The following is a 21,064-nucleotide window of genomic DNA, read 5'->3' on the forward strand; positions in this document are numbered from 1 at the left end:
CGCGGTCGAAAACGTGAAGCCCGACGACTATCAGAGCTACCTGGACGGCCAGAAGAAGGGGAACTACACCCTCTACGACGTGGGACCGAGCCTCGCCTCCCAGTTCATCTGGTTCAACCTCAACACCGTGAAGGAGCCGGGTAAGGACAAGCCGGTGGGCTCCACCTACGTCGATCCCGTGAAGTATGGCTGGTTCAAGCAGGCCGCCTTCCGCCGCGCGGTGTCGAAGGCGATCGATCGTGACGCCATGATCCGCGGACCCATGTTCGGCTACGGCATGAAGAGCTGGTCCACGGTCACGCCCGGCAACCCGAACTGGTTCTCGCCCCGGATCACCGGCGACGACTACGATCCCGAGGGCGCACGCCAGCTGCTTGCTTCGATCGGCATGAAAGATCGCAATGGCGACGGCGTGCTCGAGGACTCCGACGGGCACCCGATCAGCTTCACCATGAAGACCAACTCCGACAACGACCTCCGGAAGAGCATGCTCACCATGGTCAAGGAAGATCTGGCCAGGGTAGGGGTCCGGATCACTCCGCTGCCGACGCCGTTCAACACCCTGACCGGAAACCTGCGCAATGATTTTGACTACGACGCGATCTTCCTCGGACTCGCCTCGGGGGTTCCGCCCGACCCCGGCCTCTCGGCCAACGTCTACCGCGCGAGCGGGCTCACTCATTTCTGGAACATCAAGCAGCGCCAGCCCGAGACTCCGGAGGAAGCGCGACTCGACGCGCTCGCGGTGGTGCTGGCGCGCAGCGGCAACGACGCCGAGCGCCGGCGGGCGTTTCTCGAGATCCAGAAGCTGATGAACGAGCAGGCCTGGTTCGTGTTCCTGCCGGTGGTGAAGATCATGATTCCGGTGAGCAACCGCTTCGGCAACGCGCAACCGCAGATCGTGCCGAATCGCGTGCTCTGGAACATGGAGCGAGTCTTCCTCCGGCAACCGGCGCGCTCCGGCTGACGCGCCGGACCATGCGGACGTACGTCCTCCGCAGGTTCCTGCAGCTGATCCCGCTGTTGCTCGGGATCTCGGCGGTCACGTTTCTGCTCTTGCATCTCGCGCCCGGCAGCTTTCTCGATCAGGCCGCCGAGGATCCCACCGTGACCGCCGCGCGACTCGAGGCTCTGCGGCATCAATTCGGTCTCGATCGGCCGGCCTGGATCCAGTACCTCCTCTATCTCGGCAATCTGCTGCGCGGGAACCTCGGGGAGTCGTTCGTGCGCCATCAGCCGGTGGCGCTGGTGCTGCGCCAGGCGCTCGGCAACACGCTGCTGCTCACCGGCGCGGCCGCGCTCGTCACCTGGGCGCTGGCGCTCCCGCTCGGCACGCTGGCGGCGGCGCGCCAGCATCGCTGGCCCGATCGCCTCGCGACGGTGTCGGCCGTGCTCGGCCTCTCGATTCCGGAGGTCCTGTCGGGGCTGCTGTTGCTGCTGCTCGCCGCCCGCACCGGCTGGTTTCCGGTGGGCGGGATGCGCTCGCTCGACTGGGATCGGCTGAGTTTCATGGGGAAGCTCGGCGACCTGGCGCGGCACCTGGCATTGCCGGCCCTGGTGGTGGGGCTCACGCCGCTCGCCTCGCGGATGCGACAAATGCGCGCGAGCCTGCTCGACGTGCTGCGTCTCGACTACATCGCCACCGCCCGGGCCAAGGGTCTGGGAGAGTTCGCGGTGGTGACCCGGCACGCGCTCAGGAACGCGCTCAATCCCATGATCACGCTGTTCGGCTACACGCTGGGGGCGCTGGTCTCGGGCTCGTTCGTGGTCGAGATCATCTTCTCGTGGCCGGGACTGGGCCGGATCACGCTCGAGGCGCTGCTGGCGCACGACCAGTGGCTGGTGATGGGGGCAGTGCTGATGAGCTCGCTGGTGCTGGTGTCGGGCAACCTGGTGGCGGACCTCCTGCTGGTCGCGGCCGATCCGAGGATTCGCCATGAATGACACGCGGCGCGAATCCCTTCGCCCGCGCGCGAGGTTCCGGCTCACGCCTCCGGCGGCGGCGGCGGCGGCGGTGCTCGGGACGCTCTACCTGGTGGCGCTGCTCGGGCCGTTCATGGCGCCCTACGGTCAGGATTCTTCCGATCGTGCGCGCTTCTATCAACCGCCCCAGCGCCTTCACTGGGTGGACGAGCAGGGCGGTTTCCATTTGCGCCCGTTCGTGAGGCCGGTGGTCGCCTCGAGCGGCGGGGGTTTCGCCTACGCCGAGGACGCTTCGCGTCGCCTGCCGCTCCGCTTCCTCGTGCACGGCGAGGCCTATCGGTGGCTGGGCGTGCTGCACTCCGATCGCCATCTGTTCGGCGTCGGCGGCAGCGAGCGCGTCCTGCTGCTGGGCGCCGACGGCTTTGGTCGCGACGTGCTGTCGCGTCTCATCTTCGGCAGCCAGGTCTCGCTGACCGTGGGCCTGGTGGGCATCGCGATCTCGTTCTCGATCGGCATGCTGCTGGGCGGCATCTCGGGTTACTTTGGCGGCTGGGCGGATACGCTGCTGATGCGGTTCTGCGAATTGCTGCTCAGCATTCCCGGGCTCTACCTGATCCTGGCGCTGCGCTCGCTGTTCCCGCCCGATCTGCCGAACCCGCTCGTCTATCTCGGCATCGTCGGCATCCTCGCGCTGGTGGGATGGGCGTCGCTGGCGCGGGTGATTCGAGGCCTGGTGCTCTCGATCCGCGAGTCGGAGTACGTCGCCGCCGCCGAAGCGCTGGGGATGGGACGCGTGCGGATCCTGGTGCGCCACATCCTCCCCAACACGCTCTCGTTCGCAGTGGTGGCCGCCACGCTCGCGGTCCCCGGCTACGTGCTCGGCGAGGTGGCGCTGTCGTTCCTCGGCGTCGGCGTGCAGGAGCCGGCGGCCTCGTGGGGCAACATGCTCAATCAGGCGCGCAGCCTGCGCGTGCTCTCCTCGTTCCCGTGGTTGCTCTACGCGCCCGGTGCGGCGATAGTGCTGACCGTCATGGCTTACAACCTGCTCGGCGATGGTCTGCGCGACGCGCTCGATCCGCGCGCGGCGAAGGCGAGATGAGCGAGCCGTTGCTCGAGGTACGTGATCTCCAGACGCACTTCCACACCGATGATGGCGTGGTCCGCGCCGTGGACGGCGTCTCGTTCGAGCTGGACGCCGGCGAGACGCTGGCGGTGGTCGGGGAGTCGGGGAGCGGCAAGAGCGTGACCTCGCTCTCGATCCTGCGCCTGATTCCGGAGCCGCCCGGGAAGATCGTCGGCGGCTCGATCCGCTTCCGTGGGCGCGATCTCCTCTCGCTCGGGCCGCGCGAGATGCGCTCGATTCGCGGCAAGGAGATCTCGATGATCTTCCAGGAGCCGATGACCTCGCTCAATCCCGTCTACACCTGCGGAGAGCAAGTCCTCGAGGCCATCGTGCTCCACGACCGCGTGAGCCGCGCCGAAGCGCGAAAGCGGGCGATCGAGACCCTGGCGCTGGTCGGCATCCCTTCGCCCGGGCAGCGGGTGGACGAATATCCGCATCAGCTCTCGGGCGGCATGCGCCAGCGGGTCATGATCGCGATGGCGCTGGCCTGTCGGCCCGCGATCCTGATCGCCGACGAGCCCACCACCGCCCTGGACGTCACCATTCAGGCGCAGATCCTCGAGCTGTTGCATCGTCTGCAGCGCGAGCTGGGCATGGCGGTGCTGCTCATCACTCACGACCTCGGCGTGGTGGCCGAGACCGCCGATCGCGTGGCGGTGATGTACGCGGGCCAGGTCGTGGAGTACTGCGACGTGCGCTCGACGTTCGAACGTACCCGCCATCCCTACACCGCCGGCTTGCTGCACTCCCTTCCAAGGCTCGGCGAAGCGCGCGAGTCGCTGCGCGTGATTCCCGGCACCGTGCCGAACCCGGCGCGTTTCCCGAGCGGCTGTCGCTTCCATCCGCGCTGCCCGGTCGCGGTGGATCGCTGCCGAACGGAGCTCCCGCCGCTCGAGACGCTCGAGAGCGGTCATCGGGTGCGCTGCTGGCGCGCTGCCGAGATCGCGGAGGGGACGGTCACCCCGTTCGCGGCCGAGGGCGCGCCCCGTGGCTGATCCGCTGCTGGTCGTCGAAGAGTTGCGCAAGCACTTCCCGATCCGCCGCGGATTGTTCTCTCGCGTGGTGGGGCAGGTGCGCGCGGTGGACGGTGTCTCGTTCCACATCGCATCCGGCGAGGTGCTGGGGATGGTGGGGGAGAGTGGCTGCGGCAAGACCACCACTGGACGCTGCGTGCTGCGACTGATCGAGCCGACTTCGGGTCGCGTGAAGTTCGATGGCAGGGACGTCACCGCGATGAAGCGCGGCGAGCTCCGCTCGATGCGCCGCGAGATGCAGATCGTCTTTCAGGACCCGTACTCGAGTCTCAATCCGCGGCTGACGGTCGGCAGCATGCTGGGCGAGGCCCTGGCGATCCACGGGATCGCACGCGGCGCAAAGGCCCGCGAGCGGATCGCCGAGCTGCTCGTGCTGGTGGGACTCTCGCCGGATCACGCGCGGCGCTACCCGCACGAGTTCTCGGGCGGGCAGCGGCAGCGGATCGGCGTGGCCCGCGCGCTGGCCGTCAAGCCCCGGCTGATCGTGGCCGACGAGCCGGTCTCGGCGCTCGACGTCTCGATCCAGGCACAGATCATCAACCTGCTGCGCGATCTCCAGCGCCAGATGGGGCTCACCTACCTGTTCGTGGCGCATGACCTGGCGGTGGTCGAGCATCTGAGCGATCGCGTCGCCGTCATGTATCTGGGTCGCGTGGTGGAGCTGGCGGGACGCGAGGCGATCTATCGCGATCCGCGGCATCCGTACACCGCGGCGCTGCTGTCGGCGATTCCGGTGCCGGACCCCGCGCGCCGGCGCCGGCGCATCGTCTTGAAGGGTGACGTGCCGAGCCCGGCCAAGCCGCCGCCCGGCTGCCCGTTCCATCCGCGCTGCTACATGGCTCAGCCCGAGTGCGCGCGCGAGGTGCCGCTGCTGCGCGAGGTGAAGCCGGGTCACTGGGCGGCGTGCCACTTCGCCGACCGCGTGCCTCAGGCCGTGGAAGCCGAGCTCCAGCGGATCCAGCAGGTCGAAGCCCCGATGGCCTGAGGCTCGGGCTCGGTCATCTTCCCCAACCTCATCGCCCGGGCGGGGAAATTTCCCCAGCTCGGCGCGCGGTCGCGTTCGCGGGCGGGATTCCGCCGCGGGAGCGCAATCCGGCCCGCGGCCGCGAATTCCGCGCTCCTGACCGCCCGCCGCGCGCCCTCCTGGCCGCGTCCGTTCGCCCATCGCCGGCTGGCACCGGCCTTGCGGTTCACTCCCGTCGAGCCGCGCGGCGTCGAAATACTGCCTCACGGCTCGCCCGAGGAAGTCCGGGCACAATCGAAGATTCCCGCTGTGTTCCCTGCGGGACTCGTGATTGGTCGGCTGTGGGCTGATCCCCCTATCGCGAGCGAAGGAGTCTACCGGTCCGGCACACGGTCCAGGCGGGGAACCATGAAGTAGGGCCCCGAGCCCGCGGCTGAAGAGCCTCTGCGCCCAACATCACGTCCGCGGCCGGGGCCCATGATTTTTCCCGCCGCGGGAATCCGCCCCGCTCGCGACCTCGAGCAGGACTCGAGCCCCGTGTTTTCGGATCGCGGCGTTGACCCCGTGCACCCAGCCTGATAGCGTGCCGCGCCACGAGTCGGCGCGATCGACGCGCCCCGAATCGACGTGGAGAATGGGGATCGCGTGCGGCGACTGGCCCTCGGGATGGTCGAGACGCGTGGCCTGGTGGCCGCCGTCGAGGCGGCGGATGCCATGTGCAAGACCGCTCCCGTGAAGCTGATCCGCTGCGAAATCGTGCGTGACGCCCGCGTCACGGTGGTGGTGCGGGGCGAGGTTTCCGAAGTCGAGTCGTCGGTGAGCGCAGGCGGCCGTGCCGCCGGGCGCGTGGGCGAGCTGCTCGCCACTCACGTGATTCCCGCGCTCGAGTCGGATGTCGCGACGTTGATGGAAAGGTCCGAGGCGCCGCGGCCTGCAGCCGCGCGACCCAGGGGAAGGAGCCGATGATGCAGGAAGAGGCGCTGGGACTCATCGAAACTCGCGGCTTCGTCGCAATGGTGGAGGCTTCCGACGCGATGGTGAAAGCCGCGCGCGTGTCGCTCGTCCACTACGAGAAGATCGGCGGCGGTTACGTCACCACCATTGTCCGCGGCGATGTGGCCGCGGTGCGCGCGGCCACCGAGGCGGGCGCCGCCGCCGCCGCGAAGGTCGGCGAGGTGGTGTCGGTCCACGTCATTCCGCGCCCGCACGCACAGCTCGAGGACGTCCTGCCGATTCGACTGCCGGAGCCGGCGGCCAGCAAGCGGTAGCGGCGTGATCCTCGCCCAGGTTCAGGGCACGGTGGTCTCGACCCGCAAGGACGTCGGGCTGCTCGGCCTCAAGCTGCTGCTGGTGCGCGAAGTCGACGCGCAATTCCAGCCCACCGGCAACCAGCTGGTGGCGGTGGACGCGGTCGGGGCCGGCACCGGCGAGCTGGTGCTGGTGGCTTCCGGGTCCTCGGCCCGGCTCACCGAGGTCTCGAAGGACAAACCGGTGGACGCGGTGATCAGCGGCATCGTCGACTCGGTCGAGATCGACGGCCGCGATGTCTATCGCAAGCACGAAGGCGCGCGGAGGTAGCCGATCGTGGCGCTCGAATCCCGCCAGATCGAATCCATCGTCGCCGACGTGCTCGAGCGCCTCGAGCAGGGGAGTCCCCGGGGCCCGGGCGGCGCCGCGCCGCTCGGGATCCATCCCGATCTCGATACCGCGGTGCGCGCCGCGCGCGAAGCGTTCGAGGCCTACGATCGCGTGCCGCTCGAGTCGCGCCGCGGCATCATCGCCGCGGTCCGCGAGCTGCTCGCCCGCAACTATCGCGCGCTGGCCGAGCTGGGGGTCGAAGAGACCGGTCTCGGCCGGGTCGAGGACAAGATCGTCAAGAACCGGCTGGTGACCGAGAAGACGCCGGGGGTCGAGGATCTCGAGCCCCACACCTGGACCGGCGATCACGGGCTGACCCTGATGGAGCGAGCGCCCTACGGCGTGATCGCGGTGATCACCCCGGTCACCAATCCCAGCGAGACCGTGATCAACAACGGCATCTCGATGATCGCGGGTGGCAATACCGCGGTGTTCTGTCCGCATCCCAACGCGCGGCGCGTTTCGGCGCTGGCGATCGATCTGATCAACCGCGCCGCGACCCGCGCCGGCGCGCCGCTGCCGCTGCTGCACGCCGTCGAGCGGCCGACGCTCGAGATCGCGCAGGCACTGCTCAAGTACAAGGGCATCCGTCTCAACGTCGTGACCGGCGGCCCGGGAGTGGTGAAGGAGGCGCTCGATGCCGGCAAGAAGGCGATCACCGCCGGCCCCGGCAATCCGCCCTCGGTGGTGGACGAGACCGCCGATCTCGACAAGGCGGCGCGCGACCTGATCGCCGGCGCCTCGCTCGACAACAACATCATCTGCACCGACGAGAAGGAAGTGGTGGCGGTGGCCCTGATCGCCGATCGCCTCAAGGAGGCCTTCGCCCGCGCCGGCGCGGTGGTGCTGGCGCCCCACCAGATCGAAAAGCTGCGCGCGCTGGTGCTCGAGAAGGAGCTTGGGGCCCGCAAGCACGCCGTCATCAATCGCAAGTTCGTGGGCAAGAACATCGACGTGATCCTCGCCGAGGCCGGCATCCCGTGCGACGCCTCGCGGCGGCTGGCGCTGTGCGACGTGGACAACGACCATCCGTTCGTGTGGACCGAGCTGATGATGCCGATCCTGCCGATGACGCGGCTGCGTTCGGTGGACGAGGCGATCGACTACGCGATCGAGGTCGAGCACGGCTTCCGCCACACCGCCTCGATGCACTCGCGCAACATCGAGAAGTTGTCGCGCATGGCGCGGGCCTGCAACTGCTCGATCTTCGTGAAGAACGGCCCGAATTTCGCCGGGCTCGGCATGGGAGGCGAAGGCCCGACCAGCTTCACCATCGCGAGTCCGACCGGCGAGGGGATGACCACCGCCCGCACCTTCACGCGACTGCGTCGTTGCACGCTGGTCGACCATTTCCGGATCGTGTGATGCCGGTCGCTCTCGCCGCGCTCGAGACCAGCAGCATCGCGCAGGGCCACGTGGTGGCCGACGCGCTGGTCAAGACCGCCGAGGTCGAGCTGATCGAGGCCGGACCCATCTCGCCCGGCAAGTACTGGGTCATGATCGGGGGCGAGGTGGGCCCGGTGCGGGCCGCGTGGACGCGTGGCCAGGCGGTGGCGGCCGAGACCCTGCTCGACCAGTTCTTCATTCCCCAGCTCCACGATTCGGTGCTGCCGGCGCTGCGCGGCGCGGTCTCGCCGGTGGATCACGACGCGCTCGGCGTGCTCGAGACCGCCACCGCGTCGGCGGCGATCGTCGCCGCTGACCACGCCGCCAAGGCGGCCGAGGTGCTGATCCGCGACGTGCGGCTCGCCAACGGCATCGGCGGGAAGGGCGTGGTGGTGCTCTCGGGCGCGGTCGGCGACGTCGAGGCCGCGGTCGCGGCCGGGCGAGCCGAAGCGCAGCGTGCCGGATTGCTGACCCGTTCGGTGGTCATCCCGCGTCTTCACCCGCAGCTCAAGGCGCGCCTGTTCTGAGATGAATTTCGCCACCGTGGTCGGCACCGTGGTCTGCACCGAGAAGGTGCCGGCCTGGCGTGGATACCGTCTGCTCGTGCTCCAACCCACGGACGAGGCGGGGAAGGCCGGTGGCCGGGCCCTGGTGGCGGTGGATCTGGTGTCGGCTGCGCCCGGTCAGCGCGTGTTCTACGTGCGCGGGCGAGAGGCGGCCACCGCGCTCCCCAATCCCGAGAATCCCGCCGACGCCGCGATCGTCGGCATCGTCGATGAAGCACGGCACACCCACCGGCCCGAGGCGAAGCGCTAGATGTTCACCGCGCGCGTGGTGGGCGACGTGGTGGCGACCATCAAGCACCGCGACCTGCACGGAGAGAAGCTGCTGCTGGTTCAGCCGGTCTCCGCGGAAGGAGAGACGCGCGGGAAGCCGGTGATCGCGGTGGATCGCGCGCAGGCCGGCCCCGGCGACTGGGTGCTGGTCGCGGACGAGGGGAATTCGGCCGCGCAGGTGCTGGGGAAGCCGCGCGGAGCGATCCGGACGGTGATCGTCGGGGTGGTGGACGCCGTCACCCGGGAGGCTCAAGGGCGCTGATTCCACTTGGGCTTGACACCCCCGGCTTGCTAGAGTGCCGGGTCGGCAGAGCACCGCGGTTGCCACGGAGTGGTGAGATCGGTCACAGGGAGGGTGGAGCCATGACCAAGGCGGATCTGGTCGAAGAGATCGCGACGCAGACGGGCATCTCGCGGCAGCACACCGGCATCATCGTGGATCAGCTGCTCGACGCCGTGTGTCGCGCGCTCAGCGAGGGCAAGCACCTCGAGATTCGCGGCTTCGGCACCTTCAAGGTTCGCGAGCGCCGCGCGCGGCGAGCCCGCAATCCGCGCAGCGGCACCGAGGTGATGGTGCCCGCCAAGCTGGTTCCGATCTTCAAGCCGAGCAAGGAACTCAAGGCTCAGGTGCTCGAACCCGCGGCGGTCAAGCAGACCGCCGGCGTGGCCTAGGGGGGGCGGATGGGATCGGGAAAGAAGCGCAAGCGCAAGAAGATCGCGACTCACAAGCGGAAGAAGCGCCTGCGGAAGAATCGCCATAAGAAGCGGATCCGCTGAGCCTCGCGCTCCGCGCCTGCTCGGCCGCGCCTACCACTCGCGTGGCCACTGGATCTTCGAGCCCGCCCGCCGCTCCCGCGGCGGGCGTCTCGATCTCCGGGTGCGCGGGCGGCTGCAACCCGAGAACGGGGACTGGTGCGTGGCGGAAATCTCGGAGGAGGGTGACGCCCATCTGATCGAGGTGCTGGGCGCCGAGGACCGCCCGCTCTGGGACGACTCGGGGGTGGCATCGCAATACCGGCTCCGAACGCGATTCGCGAGCGCCGCGCTGCACGAGGCCGGCGCGCGAAGCGAGCCCTCGGCAGCCGAGTGCGAAGGACGGCTCGATCTTCGCGACCGGCTCTCGTTCACCATCGATCCGGACGATGCCCGGGACCACGACGACGCGCTTTCGGTCGAATGGCTGCCCCGCCACCGCTGGCGGGTGGGCATCCACATCGCCGACGTCTCGCACTACGTCCCCGAAGGCCATGCGGTGGACCACGAGGCCGTGGAGCGCGGCACCAGCTGCTATCTGCCGGGGGGCGCGATCCCGATGCTCCCGGAGCGGTTGTCGTCGGATCTCTGCTCGCTGCTTCCGGGCCGCGATCGCCTGACGCTCTCGGTGCTCGTGGACCTGGACGAGCGCGGCGGACGCCACGACGTTCGCTTCGCCGAGACCGTGATCCGCAGCCGGCATCGGCTGACCTACGGGGAAGTCCAGCAGGAGCTCGACGGTCACGGCAACCTCGAGCCGAAACTGGCGGAAAGCATCGCCGTGATCCGCGATCTGGCGCGCGCGCTGCGCCGCCAGCGGCTCGCGGCCGGCGCGCTCGAGCTGGAGGTGCCGGAGGTCAAGGCGATCGTGGACGAGCACGGTGTACCCACTGCGCTCGAACGGCGAGCCCATCTCGAGAGCCACGAGCTGATCGAGGAGTTCATGCTGCTCGCCAATCGCTGTGTCGGCGAGGAAGGATCAAGGCGGCGCGCCGGGCTGCTCTATCGCGTTCACGATCCGCCCTCGCCGCGGAAGCTCGAAGAGCTGGACGTGATGCTCAAGGCCCTCGGCCTGCCGAGGCCGGGGACCCTTGGAGACCCGGCGCGCGCGCTCCAGTCCCTGCTCAAGGTCCCGCTCGATCCAGGACATCGGCGGCTCCTCCACCGGCTGGTCCTCCGTTCGATGCCGCGTGCCCGCTATTTCGAGAAGGACGCGGGCCACTTCGGGCTCGCCACGCGCGACTACTGTCACTTCACCTCCCCGATTCGGCGCTACCCCGATCTTCACAACCACCGCCGGGTCCGGGAATGGCTCCACTCCCGGCCCAGCGGTGCCTGGGACCCTCACGCGCTGGCCGGCCTGGCCGAGCGCTGCAGCGCCACCGAGCAGAACGCCACCGATGCCGAGCGCGAGGCGGTCCGCGTCAAGGGGCTCCGCGTGCTCGAGACGCGACTGGGAGATCGTGCTTCGGGTATCATCACCGGGTTTCTGCGGCATGGCTTCTTCGTGGAGCTCGACGAGCTGCCGGTCGAAGGCTTCTGTCGGCCTTCGCTGGCGCTCGACGACTATTTCTCGCTCGACTCCACCGGAGTTCGAATGATCGGCCGGCACACTCGCCGCCGCTTTTCGCTCGGAGACGTGGTCCGGGTGGTGGTGGCGCGCGTCGACGTGCCGGGACGGGAGTGCGACCTGGCGCTGGACGTGCCGCCCCGGCGGACGCGCCACGAACGCAGGAGGAAGGGATGACGAAGCGCAGCGGCCGGCGCTCCGAGCGCCGGAAGACTACGCGGGCCGACGTGCGGCTCAGCATGCGACTGGAGAGCAACGCCCCCGAAACCGACGGCGCGCAGGTGGTGACCGAGAGCCAGAACATCTCGGCCAGCGGCGTGTACTGCATGTCGTCGCATTATCTGCCGCCGCTCTCCAAGGTCGCGCTCACCATCGTGCTGCCGAGAGTGCCGGGCAGCCGCGCCGCCAAGGAGCTGATCAAGTGCGAGGGGATCGTGGTGCGGTGCGAGCAGAGCGCGAAGCGTGGCGAGCGCCCCTACCAGCTCGCCTGCATGTTCTCGAACCTCGACGACCAGCTGCGGCAGCGCCTCGACGCCTTCGTGACCTGGCGCAACCTGCAGGCCCTGCGGGCCGCGGCCAGCGCCACGCCTCGTGCCGCCTCGCGCGCGCGGCGCACGCGAGCCGCGGTCACCGCGAGCCGCACGACGACGCGCGCGGCGAAGGCGCCGCGGCGGCGGACGCTTCACTAGCGTTGGCCCAGGGAGCCCCGCCCTCGCCAGCCATCGGTCCGGCATGACACCCGTGTTGCGCTGGAGGCTCGCGCCCGCGCAGCTGCGGGCCGCCCGGCTCGACGTCCCGGGCGACAAATCGATCACGCACCGGGCCATCCTGTGCGGCCTGCTCGGCGCCGGCGAGACCGCGATCGTGGGAGCCAACCCCGGCGCCGATGCGCGCAGGACGCTGGCGGCGGCGCGCGCGCTCGGCGCCCAGGTGAGCGAAGCGGATGGCGTGCTGCGGATTCGTGGCACCGCCGGTGCACTCGCCGAGCCCGCCGACGTGCTCGATTGTGGCAACTCCGGCACGGCGCTGCGACTGCTGGCGGGAGTGCTTGCGGCGCGGCCGCTGCTGGCGGTGCTGACCGGCGATCCCTCGCTGCGCTCGCGGCCGGTGGATCGCGTGGTGCGTCCGTTGCGCGAGATGGGCGCGAACCTGAGCGCGCGGGCCGGGGATCGGCTGCCGCCACTGGTGGTGCGCGGCGCGGAGCTTCGCGGCGCCAGCTTCCTCGAGCCGACCGGCAGCGCGCAGGTGGCGAGCGCCGTCCTGTTCGCGGGGCTGGCGGCGCGCGGTGAGACGCGTGTGCGCGTGAATACCGGAGTGCGCGATCACACCGTCCGCATGCTCCCGGCCTTCGGCGCACGGGTCGAGGTGGAGCGCTCGGCCGACGGCTCCGGCGAGTGGCGCGTCAGCGGTGAACAGACGCTGAGCGCGACCCGCGTCGAGGTGCCGGGCGATCCGTCGGCGGCCGCCTTCTTCGCCGCGGCGGCGGCGATCACGCCCGGACTTTCGATCGAGATCGCGAACGTGTCGCTCAATCCCACGCGGCTCGGTTTCTTCGAAGTCCTGCGCGAGATGGGGGCTTCGATCGAGGTCGAGCGCGGCCCCGATCGCGCCGGCGAGCCCGCGGGCAGCCTGCGGGTCGCCGGGCCTGCCGAGCTTCGGGCGGTCGAGGTCGGGGCCTCGCGGGTCCCCGCCATGGTGGACGAGATTCCGGCATGGGCGGTGGTGGCGGCGGTCGCACGCGGCACCTCGCAGCTGTCGGGAGCGGGGGAATTGCGCGTCAAGGAGAGTGACCGCCTGAGGGCGCTGGCCGCCAATCTCACCTCGCTCGGCGTCGCGGTGGTCGAGCGGGCCGAGGGGCTCGAGATCACCGGCGGCGCGGTGAATGGTGGTACGGTGCGCGCCGGTGGAGACCACCGAATCGCGATGGCGTTCGCGATTCTCGCCGCGCGCGCGGCGAAGCCCATCGAGATCGACGACGCGGCGATGGTGGCCACCTCGTTCCCGGGCTTCGCGGCCGCGTGGCGGTCGCTGGGCGGACCGCTCGAGGAAGGGGAGATGGATTGAGCTTCGTGGTCACGATCGACGGGCCCTCGGCGGCCGGAAAGAGCACCACCGCGCGCGCGGTCGCCGAGCGGCTGGGGTTCGTCTACGTGGATACCGGCGCCCTGTATCGCGCGGTGGCGCTGCAGGTGCTGGAAGACGGCATCCCGCCCGACGACGCCACGCGCATCGAGCAGCGCGTGAACGCGCTCGATCTCGATCTCTCGGGATCGCCGGCTCAACCTCACGTCTGGCTGGAAGGGCGAGACGTGGCGCGCGAAATCCGCACGCCGGCGGTGAGCGAGCTGGCATCGCGTCTGGCGACGCTGCCGGTGGTCCGCCGGCGGCTGGTCGAGATCCAGCGCGGGCTGGCCGAGCGCGGGCCGCTGGTCGCGGAGGGCCGGGATCTGGGCACCGTGGTCTTTCCCGACGCGGACGTGAAGATCTTCCTCGACGCCGATCTCGACACCCGGGCGCTTCGCCGCCATCGCGAGCTCCAGGCGCGCGGCATCGCCACGCGGCTCGAAGAGGTGAGGGCCGATCTCGAGCGCCGCGACCATCGCGACCAGACCCGCGAGACCAGCCCGCTGAAGGCGCCCGAGGGCGCCATCCACGTGGACACCTCGGGGCTCGACATCGAGCAGCAGGTGGAAGCGGTGATCGAGACGGTGCGCAGCCACCCGCGCGCTCCGGAGGCCCGGGCGGCCGGCGGGTGAGCTTCGGGCGGTCGGGGGCCACTAGGAGAATCCGTGGGCGCGTATTATAGTGCCGTCCTGCTTTGCGTCCGGTCCGTGGTGGGGCCGTTGACGGGGTGGACGATCACCGGCAGGGAGCAGGTGCCCCGCACGGGCGGCCTGATTTTCGCGTCGAACCACATCTCCTTCTGGGATCCACCCCTCATCGCCTGCGCGTGTCCACGCGAGCTGCACTTTCTCGCCAAGGAAGAGTTGTTTTCGTCCGGCCCGCTCGGACCGTTGATTCGCGGCGTCAACGCGATCCCGATCCGGCGTGGGGTTGCGGACCTGAGTGGGCTGTCACGGGCCATGGAGGCCCTGCAGCGGGGCGGTGCGCTGTTGCTTTTTCCGGAGGGAAGCCGGATGCGCGACGGGCAGCTTCACGTCGCGCGGCCGGGAGTCGGTTTGCTCGCCAGCAACGCCGACGTGCCGATCGTGCCCTGCTACATCTCGGGCAGCAATCGGCCCAGGGAGTGGTGGTTGCGAAAAACGCGTGTCCGGATCCGGTTCGGAACGGCGCGCCCGTGGCGAGAGCTGGCGGGCGAGTCGGCTGATCTTCCGGCGGGACGCGCGCGTTACATGAGCATCGGCGAGTCGGTGATGCGCGAGATCGCGTCGCTGCGCGATGCCGATGAACTGGCGGTACGTGGAGTCGCCCGAGGTGGGTGATTCCCTATCTTCATAGAGTCGAGGAGGTTCCTGGTTCATGTTGGAAACTGCGGAGAAGACCCTCAACCCCGTCGCGGAGACGCCGCGCCGGGCGCCCCTGCCCACCACGCCCATCAACGCCGACGAAGAGAACGAGCTCACGCCCGAGCAGCGGGCCGAGCTGTTCGGCCAGTATGAAGAGTCGATGCGTTCGATCGGCGAGGGCGAGATCGTTCGCGGCACCGTGCTCGCGATCGACGACAAGGAAGTGCTGGTGGACGTCGGCTTCAAGAGCGAAGGCGTCATCGCGCTCTCGGAGTTCTCGGATCCCGGCGTGCTCAAGGTCGGCGACACCATCGACGTGTTCCTGGAGAAGATGGAGAACCAGGACGGCCTGGTGGTGCTGTCCAAGCAGCGCGCCGACTTCGTGCGCGTGTGGGACCGCGTCAAGGAAGCGCACGACAGCGCCCAGGTGGTGGACGGCAAACTGGTGCGGAAGATCAAGGGTGGCGTGGTGGTGGATCTGTATGGCGTCGAGGCGTTCCTGCCCGGCTCTCAGATCGCGCTGCGTCAGGTCCAGAACGTGGACGCGCTGCTCGGCCAGACCGTGTCGGTCAAGATCATCAAACTCAACAAGCGCCGCCGGAACATCGTGGTGTCGCGCCGCGCCGTGCTCGAGGAGGAGCGCGACCGGCTCAAGTCCACCATCCTCAAGGATCTCGCCAAGGATCAGATCCGCGAGGGCGTGGTCAAGAACATCACCGACTTCGGCGCGTTCGTGGATCTGGGCGGCATCGATGGGCTGCTCCATATCACCGACATGTCGTGGGGCCGCGTCGGACACCCCTCCGAGCTCGTCAAGATCGGCGATCGGATCAAGGTCAAGGTCCTGAACTTCGATCCCGAGAAGGAGCGCATCAGCCTGGGGCTGAAGCAGCTCGACGCCTATCCGTGGGAAGGCGTGGACGAGAAGTACAAGGTCGGCGATCGCATCAAGGGCAAGGTGGTTTCGATCACCGATTACGGCGCCTTCGTCGAGCTCGAGAAGGGCGTCGAGGGCCTGATCCACGTGAGCGAGATGTCGTGGACGCGCCATGTGCGCCATCCTTCCAAGGTCGTCAACATCGGCGACATCATCGAGGCGGTGGTGCTCAAGGTGGACAAGGCCAACGAGAAGATCTCGCTCGGCCTGAAGCAGGTGGAGCCGGATCCGTGGCTGACGCTCGACCAGAAGTACCCGCCGGGCATGCTGGTCAAGGGCAAGGTTCGCAACCTGACCAACTTCGGCGCGTTCGTCGAACTGGAAGAGGGGATCGACGGCCTGGTGCACGTGTCGGACATGTCGTGGACCAAGCGCGTCGCCCATCCCAGCGAAGTGCTGAAGAAGGGCGATACGGTCGAAGTGGTGATCCTGTCGATCGACAAGGAACACCGCCGCATCAGCCTGGGCCTGAAGCAGGTGAGCGAGGATCCGTGGCCGCAGCTGGCCGAGCGGTTCCCGTCGGGTCTCGAGCTCAAGGGCACCATCAATCGGTTGTTCGATCGCGGCGCGATCGTCGACCTGGGCGATGGCATCGAGGGCTTCGTGCCGCTGTCGCAGATCGGCATCGACGACCTGAAGCGTCCCAACGACGCCTTCGAGGTCGGCGAAGAGCTCACCATGAAGGTGACTCGCGTGGACGTGCCGAACCACCGGCTGATCCTGAGCGTCAAGGCCTGGCTCGCCGATCAGGACGACATCGCTCTGGCGGAGTGGACCTCGAAGCGCAATCAGATCCGCGCCAAGATCGCCGCCAATCCTCCCGCTGAGGAGCCGGCCCCGAAGGGCGGCCGCAAGTCGGAGATGGACGAGGAGGAGTAGCTTCTCCAAGGCTCACGCGGGCGGGCGTCGCGAGGCGCCCGCCCGATTCTTTCTCGCTTCAGGCTTGGGCGCGCTCGCCAGCCGGCGTATCTTGGGCGCCGTGATCGTTCTCCTGCTGCTGCTCTCGATCTGGGCGGCCTCCACCCCGGCGGCGAGGCCAGAATCCAGCCCGTCCGCCGTCCAGCATCCCGCGCTCGCGCTTCCCGGGGGGCCGTCGCTGCCGGGCGCGGCGCCGCGACATCGGTCCGGGCCAACCACCCTGCCCGCGACGCTCGAGGGCGTTCTCGATTCCTACTCGGCCGACAGCCTCGCGCGACCGCTCCGCCAGTTCGAGCAGGAACACGGCCACGAGCCGCCCGGCGCCGACGCCGCTTTTCTGCTCGGCCAGCTCCACTACGCGCGCGGCGAATACCGTCAGGCGTTCGAGTCGTTCGCGCGCGCCGCGGCGCGCTACGCGCCCGAACGGAAGAGCGAAGCCCGTTACTGGCAGGGCCTGAGCGCGCTCGCCACGCGCGACGCGCCCCAGGCGCGCTCGGCCCTCGAAGAGCTGGCCGAGAGCAACGGTCCACGCGGGCCCGAGGCCCGCTTCGCGGTCGGGATCGCCTGGGAGCAGGCGAACCGGCCCGATCGGGCGTGGGAGATTCTCGAGCCGCTGGCCGGCGAGCCCGCCAGCGAGATCACCCCCGCGGCGCTCGAGCAGGTGGTGTCGCTGGCAACCGCCTCGTCCGACGCCGCCTCCGCCCGCAAGGCCGCCGATCGGCTGCGGCGCGAATATCCGCAGTCGATCGAGGCCATGCGCCTGCCGCAACCCGCGAAGCCCGCCGAGCCGCCACCTCCTCAACCGGGGGGTTCGGCCGACAAGGTCGGCGTCCAGATCGGCGCATTCGCCGATGCCGCGCGCGCCCGCCAGCTGCTCGAAGAGGCCAGGCGGGCCGGATTCAACCGCACCGAGCTGGAGGCGCAGGGCCAGGGCGACGCAAGACTGTATCTGGTGCGCATCGGCTGGTTCGTGAACGAGGCGCAGGCGCGATCCGCGGGCGAGCGAGCGAGCCAGGAGCTGGGAGTCGCCTATCGGCTGGTGCGAAGGCCGTAGCCGCGCCTTCTCAGCGGCGCCGGATTCCTACTATTCTGATCGGCCCATGAGCCGCGTTTCCGCTTCCGCGACCCGCACCCCGCTGATGCAGCAATACGCCCGGGTCAAGCTCGAACACCCCGACGCCTTCCTGTTCTTCCGCCTCGGCGACTTCTACGAGATGTTCTTCGAGGACGCCGTCAAGGGCGCGGCCCTGCTCGGGCTCACCCTCACCTCGCGTAACAAACACGACCCGGAACCCATTCCGATGTGCGGGATTCCATGGCATCAGCGCGACATCTACGTCGCCCGGCTCCTGCGAATGGGACACAAGGTGGCGATCTGCGACCAGCTCGAGGATCCCGCCCAGGCGAAGGGGATCGTCGAGCGCGGCGTCACCGAAGTCATGACGCCCGGCACCGTGACCGCGGAAGGGTTTCTCGATCCGCTGTCCTCCAACGACCTGGCCTCGCTGTGGCCGGAAGCCGAGAGCCTCGGCGCATGCCTGGCCGATGCTTCGAGCGGCGAAGTGCGGTTGTTCGAAGCCACCTGGGATGAAGCGCCGGGGATCCTGTCGCGACAGCGGGTGGCCGAGTGGGTGGTTCCGGCGGCCGCGGATCTCGAACCCGCGATCGCCGGGCAGTTGGAAGGCGTGCTGCGCGGACAGGCCGGGCCGCGGAGCGCGATCCCCTCGGCGCGATTCCTCGATCACGAACGTCTGGTCGCGCGCTGGGGCTCCGGGCAGCTGGAGGCCCTGCGCGATCTGCCGGTGGCGTTGCGCGCGGCGGCCGGCGCTCTCGACTACCTGGATCGCATGCAGGGTGGAGCGGCGCTCCAGCTCAGCCGCGTCGAACGCTGGCGCGAGTCCGACACCCTGAGCCTCGACGGCGCGACGCTCCGCCATCTCGAGGTGTTCGAGCCCCAGCCGGGGGGCGAAGCGCGGCACACGCTCTGGCACCATCTCAACCTCGCCATGACCGCGAGCGGCGCGCGCCGCGTGCGCCGGTGGCTCGAGCGCCCGCTGACGCGTCGCGCCGAGCTCGAATGGCGTCTCGACCGCGTGCAGACGTGGGTGGATCAGCCGCTGGCGCGCGGAAACCTGCGCGACCAGCTGAAGGGCTTCCCGGATCTCGAGCGCCTGACCGCACGGCTGGCGGCGTCGCGGTCGACGCCCCGCGAGCTGGGAGTGCTGCGCGACGGACTCGCGCGCCTGCCGCGGGTGCGTGCGGCGCTGGAGGGCGCGGCCGGTCTGGGCTCGCTCGGCGAACCGCTGCGGGCGCCCGCGGAGCTGCTCGAGATGCTGGAGCGCACGCTGGTGGACGATCCACCACCGCTGTCGGGCGAAGGCGGCATCGTGCGCGCCGGGGTGGATGCCTATCGCGATCAGCTCGACGACCTCGCGCATTCCGGCAAGCGCTGGATCGCCGAGCTCGAGGCGACCGAGCGCCAGCGCACCGGGATCCCGAGCCTGCGCGTGGGCTACAACCGCGTGTTCGGCTATTACCTCGAAGTGACGCGCCCCCATCTCGACAAGGTGCCGGCCGAGTGGGAGCGTCGCCAGACCCTGACCGGGGCCGAGCGATTCGTCACTCCGGCTCTGAAGGAGCGCGAGAGCGAGGTGCTCGGCGCCGAGGAGAAGCTGCGCTCGCGCGAGCACGAGCTGTTCCTAAAGCTTCGCGATCGCGCCGCGACGTTCGCCGCGGCGCTCCAGCGCGTGGCCGACTCGCTGGCCGAGCTGGACGCGAGCGCCGCCGCCGCCGAGGCCTCGGCGCGCTATGGCTGGGTGCGTCCCGAACTCGAGGACTCGGACCGGCTGAAGCTCGAGGGCTCGCGTCATCCGGTGGTCGAGCGCCTGCTGCCGCGCGGGGAGTTCGTTCCCAACGACGTCGAGCTCGACGGCGCGCGCCGCCAGATCCTCCTGCTCACCGGGCCCAACATGGGCGGCAAGAGCACCTACCTGCGCCAGGTGGCGTTGGCGGTGCTGCTCGGGCAGGCCGGCTGGTTCGTGCCGGCGACGCGCGCGGTCCTCGGGCTGGTGGATCGCCTGTTCACGCGCGTCGGCGCCGCCGATCGGCTGGGCGCGGGGCAGAGCACCTTCATGGTCGAGATGAGCGAGACCGCCGAGATCCTGCGCGCGGCCACGTCGCGCTCGCTGGTGTTGCTCGACGAGGTGGGCCGCGGGACCTCGACCTACGACGGCCTGGCGCTGGCCTGGGCGGTGACCGAACACCTCCACGCCGCCGGCGGCGCGCGGCCCCGCACCCTGTTCGCCACCCACTATCACGAGCTGACCCAGCTCGCCGGAAAGCTGCGCCGGCTCGCCAACGTGCACGTGGCCGTCAAGGAGTGGGAAGGACGTGTGGTCTTTCTGCACCGCATTCTCGAAGGGCCCGCCGACCGCTCGTACGGCATCCACGTGGCCGAGCTGGCGGGTCTGCCCCCCGGCGTGATCGAGCGCGCGCGCGAGGTGCTGGCCGAGCTCGAGAGCGAGCGGACGCCCGAAGAGCTGGAGGCGGCGCGTTCCCGGCCCGGTGAGGCGGCGCGTACGCCGACCCCGGGCGCGCCTCCGGCTGCGCTGCCGCTGTTCCCGGCCGGCGAGCCCGCGCTGGTCGAGGAATTGAGCGCTCTCGAGATCGATCGCCTCACCCCGCTCGAGGCGCTGCAGAAGCTGTCGGAGTGGAAGACGAAGTGGGGCCGCCCGGGGGGCCGCTAGCCCGACGAACGCGCCTCGCGAGCGAGCGTGGATCAGAACGCCGGACGGAGCTCCAGCGCCCTCCGCGCCAGTCCCGCCGCGAGTCGCGTCGAATCCCCGCGAGCGATCACCGCGCGCAGGGTTTCGGCCGCCTCGGGTCGATTGCCGTAGGCCCGCGGCGCCACCCACAGCGCGTGAGCGGCCTCGACGCGCAGGATCTCGAGCGGGTCTCCTCGCAGCACGTCGACCAATCGATCGCGCATCTCTCCGCGCAGCGGCAGCGTGGCGAATCGCGGGGGATGCTCGCTGTCCTCTCGCTCGAGGTCGCTCACCACCAGATTGCGGCCGAGCGCGATCACCGCCTGCTCGCGCACCGTCGAATCGGGATCGCGCGACAGCTCGAGCGTGAGCTTCAGCCCCGGCAACGACCGGTAGCTCCAGCGCAGGATCGCCGAGCGTTTCCCCTCGGGGCTGGAGGGAATGCGGGGCGCGCTGTCGTCCGAGAACTGCGCCTTGAGCACCAGGGGCAGGGCGATCATCACCGCGGCGGCGATCAGGGCGCCGGCGCGCGCGAACGGCGAGGCCAGGCGCGAGCCGATCCACAGCGCTCCGGCGGCCGCGCCCCACAGACAGAGCAGCCACCAGCCGCCGTCGGCGAGGAACCGGCGATAGCTGCCGGCCCATTCGGGATGGCCGATCGCGCCACCGATCCAGGCGAGCCCAAATCCGAGGGTCACCGCGGCCATGGTCGCGATCAGCGCGCCGGTCAGCACGCCGATCGCGAGGACGC

22 protein-coding genes are annotated in these 21,064 nt (G+C 69.8%); 21 read left to right on the top strand and 1 reads right to left on the bottom strand.

Going from position 1 to position 21,064, the window contains the following annotated elements:
• The 21 genes from VMJ70_00185 to mutS all read left to right on the top strand — a co-directional run.
• Positions 1-967, top strand: a 967-nt coding sequence (locus tag VMJ70_00185; GenBank protein ID HTO89522.1) for an ABC transporter substrate-binding protein, incomplete at its 5' end; no start/stop codon positions are given.
• A gap of 11 nt (positions 968-978) precedes the next feature.
• Positions 979-1,944 (top strand): ABC transporter permease, encoded by a 966-nt coding sequence (locus tag VMJ70_00190; protein ID HTO89523.1) that lies wholly within the window; start codon positions 979-981, stop codon positions 1,942-1,944.
• Positions 1,937-3,022, top strand: a complete 1,086-nt coding sequence (locus VMJ70_00195; GenBank protein ID HTO89524.1) for an ABC transporter permease — start codon at positions 1,937-1,939, stop codon at positions 3,020-3,022. The genes VMJ70_00190 and VMJ70_00195 overlap by 8 nt, the downstream gene beginning before the upstream one ends.
• A complete protein-coding gene (locus VMJ70_00200) occupies positions 3,019-4,041 on the top strand; it encodes an ABC transporter ATP-binding protein (GenBank protein HTO89525.1) in 1,023 nt (340 codons plus the stop codon). The genes VMJ70_00195 and VMJ70_00200 overlap by 4 nt, the downstream gene beginning before the upstream one ends.
• Positions 4,034-5,065 (top strand): dipeptide ABC transporter ATP-binding protein, encoded by a 1,032-nt coding sequence (locus VMJ70_00205; protein ID HTO89526.1) that lies wholly within the window; start codon positions 4,034-4,036, stop codon positions 5,063-5,065. The genes VMJ70_00200 and VMJ70_00205 overlap by 8 nt, the downstream gene beginning before the upstream one ends.
• A 624-nt stretch (positions 5,066-5,689) precedes the next feature.
• Entirely contained in the window at positions 5,690-6,010 is a 321-nt protein-coding gene (locus tag VMJ70_00210; GenBank protein HTO89527.1) for a BMC domain-containing protein, read from the top strand.
• On the top strand, positions 6,007-6,312 hold the full coding sequence (eutM, locus tag VMJ70_00215) for an ethanolamine utilization microcompartment protein EutM (protein ID HTO89528.1): 306 nt from the start codon (positions 6,007-6,009) through the stop codon (positions 6,310-6,312). The genes VMJ70_00210 and eutM overlap by 4 nt, the downstream gene beginning before the upstream one ends.
• Positions 6,313-6,316: 4 nt before the next feature.
• Positions 6,317-6,622, top strand: coding sequence for a EutN/CcmL family microcompartment protein (locus VMJ70_00220; GenBank protein ID HTO89529.1), 306 nt, complete (start codon positions 6,317-6,319; stop codon positions 6,620-6,622).
• A 6-nt stretch (positions 6,623-6,628) separates the two neighbouring features.
• Complete coding sequence (locus tag VMJ70_00225) at positions 6,629-8,047, top strand: aldehyde dehydrogenase family protein (protein ID HTO89530.1); 1,419 nt, start codon at positions 6,629-6,631, stop codon at positions 8,045-8,047.
• Entirely contained in the window at positions 8,047-8,595 is a 549-nt protein-coding gene (locus VMJ70_00230; GenBank protein ID HTO89531.1) for a BMC domain-containing protein, read from the top strand. Before VMJ70_00225 ends, VMJ70_00230 begins: the two co-directional genes overlap by 1 nt.
• Position 8,596: 1 nt before the next feature.
• Complete coding sequence (locus VMJ70_00235; protein ID HTO89532.1) at positions 8,597-8,884, top strand: EutN/CcmL family microcompartment protein; 288 nt, start codon at positions 8,597-8,599, stop codon at positions 8,882-8,884.
• Entirely contained in the window at positions 8,885-9,166 is a 282-nt protein-coding gene (locus VMJ70_00240; protein ID HTO89533.1) for a EutN/CcmL family microcompartment protein, read from the top strand.
• A 101-nt stretch (positions 9,167-9,267) separates the two neighbouring features.
• Positions 9,268-9,576: an HU family DNA-binding protein gene (locus VMJ70_00245; GenBank protein HTO89534.1), complete on the top strand. Its 309-nt coding sequence runs from the start codon at positions 9,268-9,270 to the stop codon at positions 9,574-9,576.
• Positions 9,577-9,781: 205 nt separating this feature from the next.
• A complete protein-coding gene (locus VMJ70_00250; GenBank protein HTO89535.1) occupies positions 9,782-11,404 on the top strand; it encodes an RNB domain-containing ribonuclease in 1,623 nt (540 codons plus the stop codon).
• Complete coding sequence (locus tag VMJ70_00255; protein HTO89536.1) at positions 11,401-11,916, top strand: PilZ domain-containing protein; 516 nt, start codon at positions 11,401-11,403, stop codon at positions 11,914-11,916. Before VMJ70_00250 ends, VMJ70_00255 begins: the two co-directional genes overlap by 4 nt.
• A gap of 43 nt (positions 11,917-11,959) precedes the next feature.
• A complete protein-coding gene (gene aroA, locus VMJ70_00260; protein ID HTO89537.1) occupies positions 11,960-13,291 on the top strand; it encodes a 3-phosphoshikimate 1-carboxyvinyltransferase in 1,332 nt (443 codons plus the stop codon).
• 5 nt (positions 13,292-13,296) lie between these two features.
• Positions 13,297-13,983, top strand: coding sequence for a (d)CMP kinase (cmk, locus tag VMJ70_00265; protein HTO89538.1), 687 nt, complete (start codon positions 13,297-13,299; stop codon positions 13,981-13,983).
• A gap of 87 nt (positions 13,984-14,070) precedes the next feature.
• Positions 14,071-14,670: a lysophospholipid acyltransferase family protein gene (locus VMJ70_00270; GenBank protein ID HTO89539.1), complete on the top strand. Its 600-nt coding sequence runs from the start codon at positions 14,071-14,073 to the stop codon at positions 14,668-14,670.
• A 37-nt stretch (positions 14,671-14,707) separates the two neighbouring features.
• Complete coding sequence (locus VMJ70_00275; GenBank protein ID HTO89540.1) at positions 14,708-16,510, top strand: 30S ribosomal protein S1; 1,803 nt, start codon at positions 14,708-14,710, stop codon at positions 16,508-16,510.
• Positions 16,511-16,610: 100 nt separating this feature from the next.
• On the top strand, positions 16,611-17,603 hold the full coding sequence (locus tag VMJ70_00280) for an SPOR domain-containing protein (GenBank protein HTO89541.1): 993 nt from the start codon (positions 16,611-16,613) through the stop codon (positions 17,601-17,603).
• 46 nt (positions 17,604-17,649) lie between these two features.
• Positions 17,650-20,295: a DNA mismatch repair protein MutS gene (gene mutS, locus VMJ70_00285; GenBank protein HTO89542.1), complete on the top strand. Its 2,646-nt coding sequence runs from the start codon at positions 17,650-17,652 to the stop codon at positions 20,293-20,295.
• Between the two features lie 32 nt (positions 20,296-20,327).
• Here mutS and VMJ70_00290 read toward each other — a convergent pair whose 3' ends face one another.
• A complete protein-coding gene (locus VMJ70_00290; protein HTO89543.1) occupies positions 20,328-21,047 on the bottom strand; it encodes a hypothetical protein in 720 nt (239 codons plus the stop codon).
• Between the last annotated feature and the right edge of the window lie 17 nt (positions 21,048-21,064).

The sequence above is a fragment of the Candidatus Sulfotelmatobacter sp. genome, from assembly GCA_035498555.1.
Lineage (GTDB): Bacteria > Eisenbacteria > RBG-16-71-46 > RBG-16-71-46 > RBG-16-71-46 > DATKAB01.

Bases quoted from the DNA above. Each gene is read 5' to 3' on its own strand.
- VMJ70_00190 (HTO89523.1), top strand. From the start codon at position 979: ATGCGGACGTACGTCCTCCGCAGGTTCCTGCAGCTGATCCCGCTGTTG.
- VMJ70_00275 (HTO89540.1), top strand. From the start codon at position 14,708: ATGTTGGAAACTGCGGAGAAGACCCTCAACCCCGTCGCGGAGACGCCG.
- mutS (HTO89542.1), top strand. From the start codon at position 17,650: ATGAGCCGCGTTTCCGCTTCCGCGACCCGCACCCCGCTGATGCAGCAA.
- aroA (HTO89537.1), top strand. From the start codon at position 11,960: ATGACACCCGTGTTGCGCTGGAGGCTCGCGCCCGCGCAGCTGCGGGCC.
- VMJ70_00200 (HTO89525.1), top strand. From the start codon at position 3,019: ATGAGCGAGCCGTTGCTCGAGGTACGTGATCTCCAGACGCACTTCCAC.
- VMJ70_00245 (HTO89534.1), top strand. From the start codon at position 9,268: ATGACCAAGGCGGATCTGGTCGAAGAGATCGCGACGCAGACGGGCATC.
- VMJ70_00235 (HTO89532.1), top strand. From the start codon at position 8,597: ATGAATTTCGCCACCGTGGTCGGCACCGTGGTCTGCACCGAGAAGGTG.
- VMJ70_00255 (HTO89536.1), top strand. From the start codon at position 11,401: ATGACGAAGCGCAGCGGCCGGCGCTCCGAGCGCCGGAAGACTACGCGG.
- VMJ70_00230 (HTO89531.1), top strand. From the start codon at position 8,047: ATGCCGGTCGCTCTCGCCGCGCTCGAGACCAGCAGCATCGCGCAGGGC.
- VMJ70_00195 (HTO89524.1), top strand. From the start codon at position 1,937: ATGAATGACACGCGGCGCGAATCCCTTCGCCCGCGCGCGAGGTTCCGG.
- eutM (HTO89528.1), top strand. From the start codon at position 6,007: ATGATGCAGGAAGAGGCGCTGGGACTCATCGAAACTCGCGGCTTCGTC.
- VMJ70_00240 (HTO89533.1), top strand. From the start codon at position 8,885: ATGTTCACCGCGCGCGTGGTGGGCGACGTGGTGGCGACCATCAAGCAC.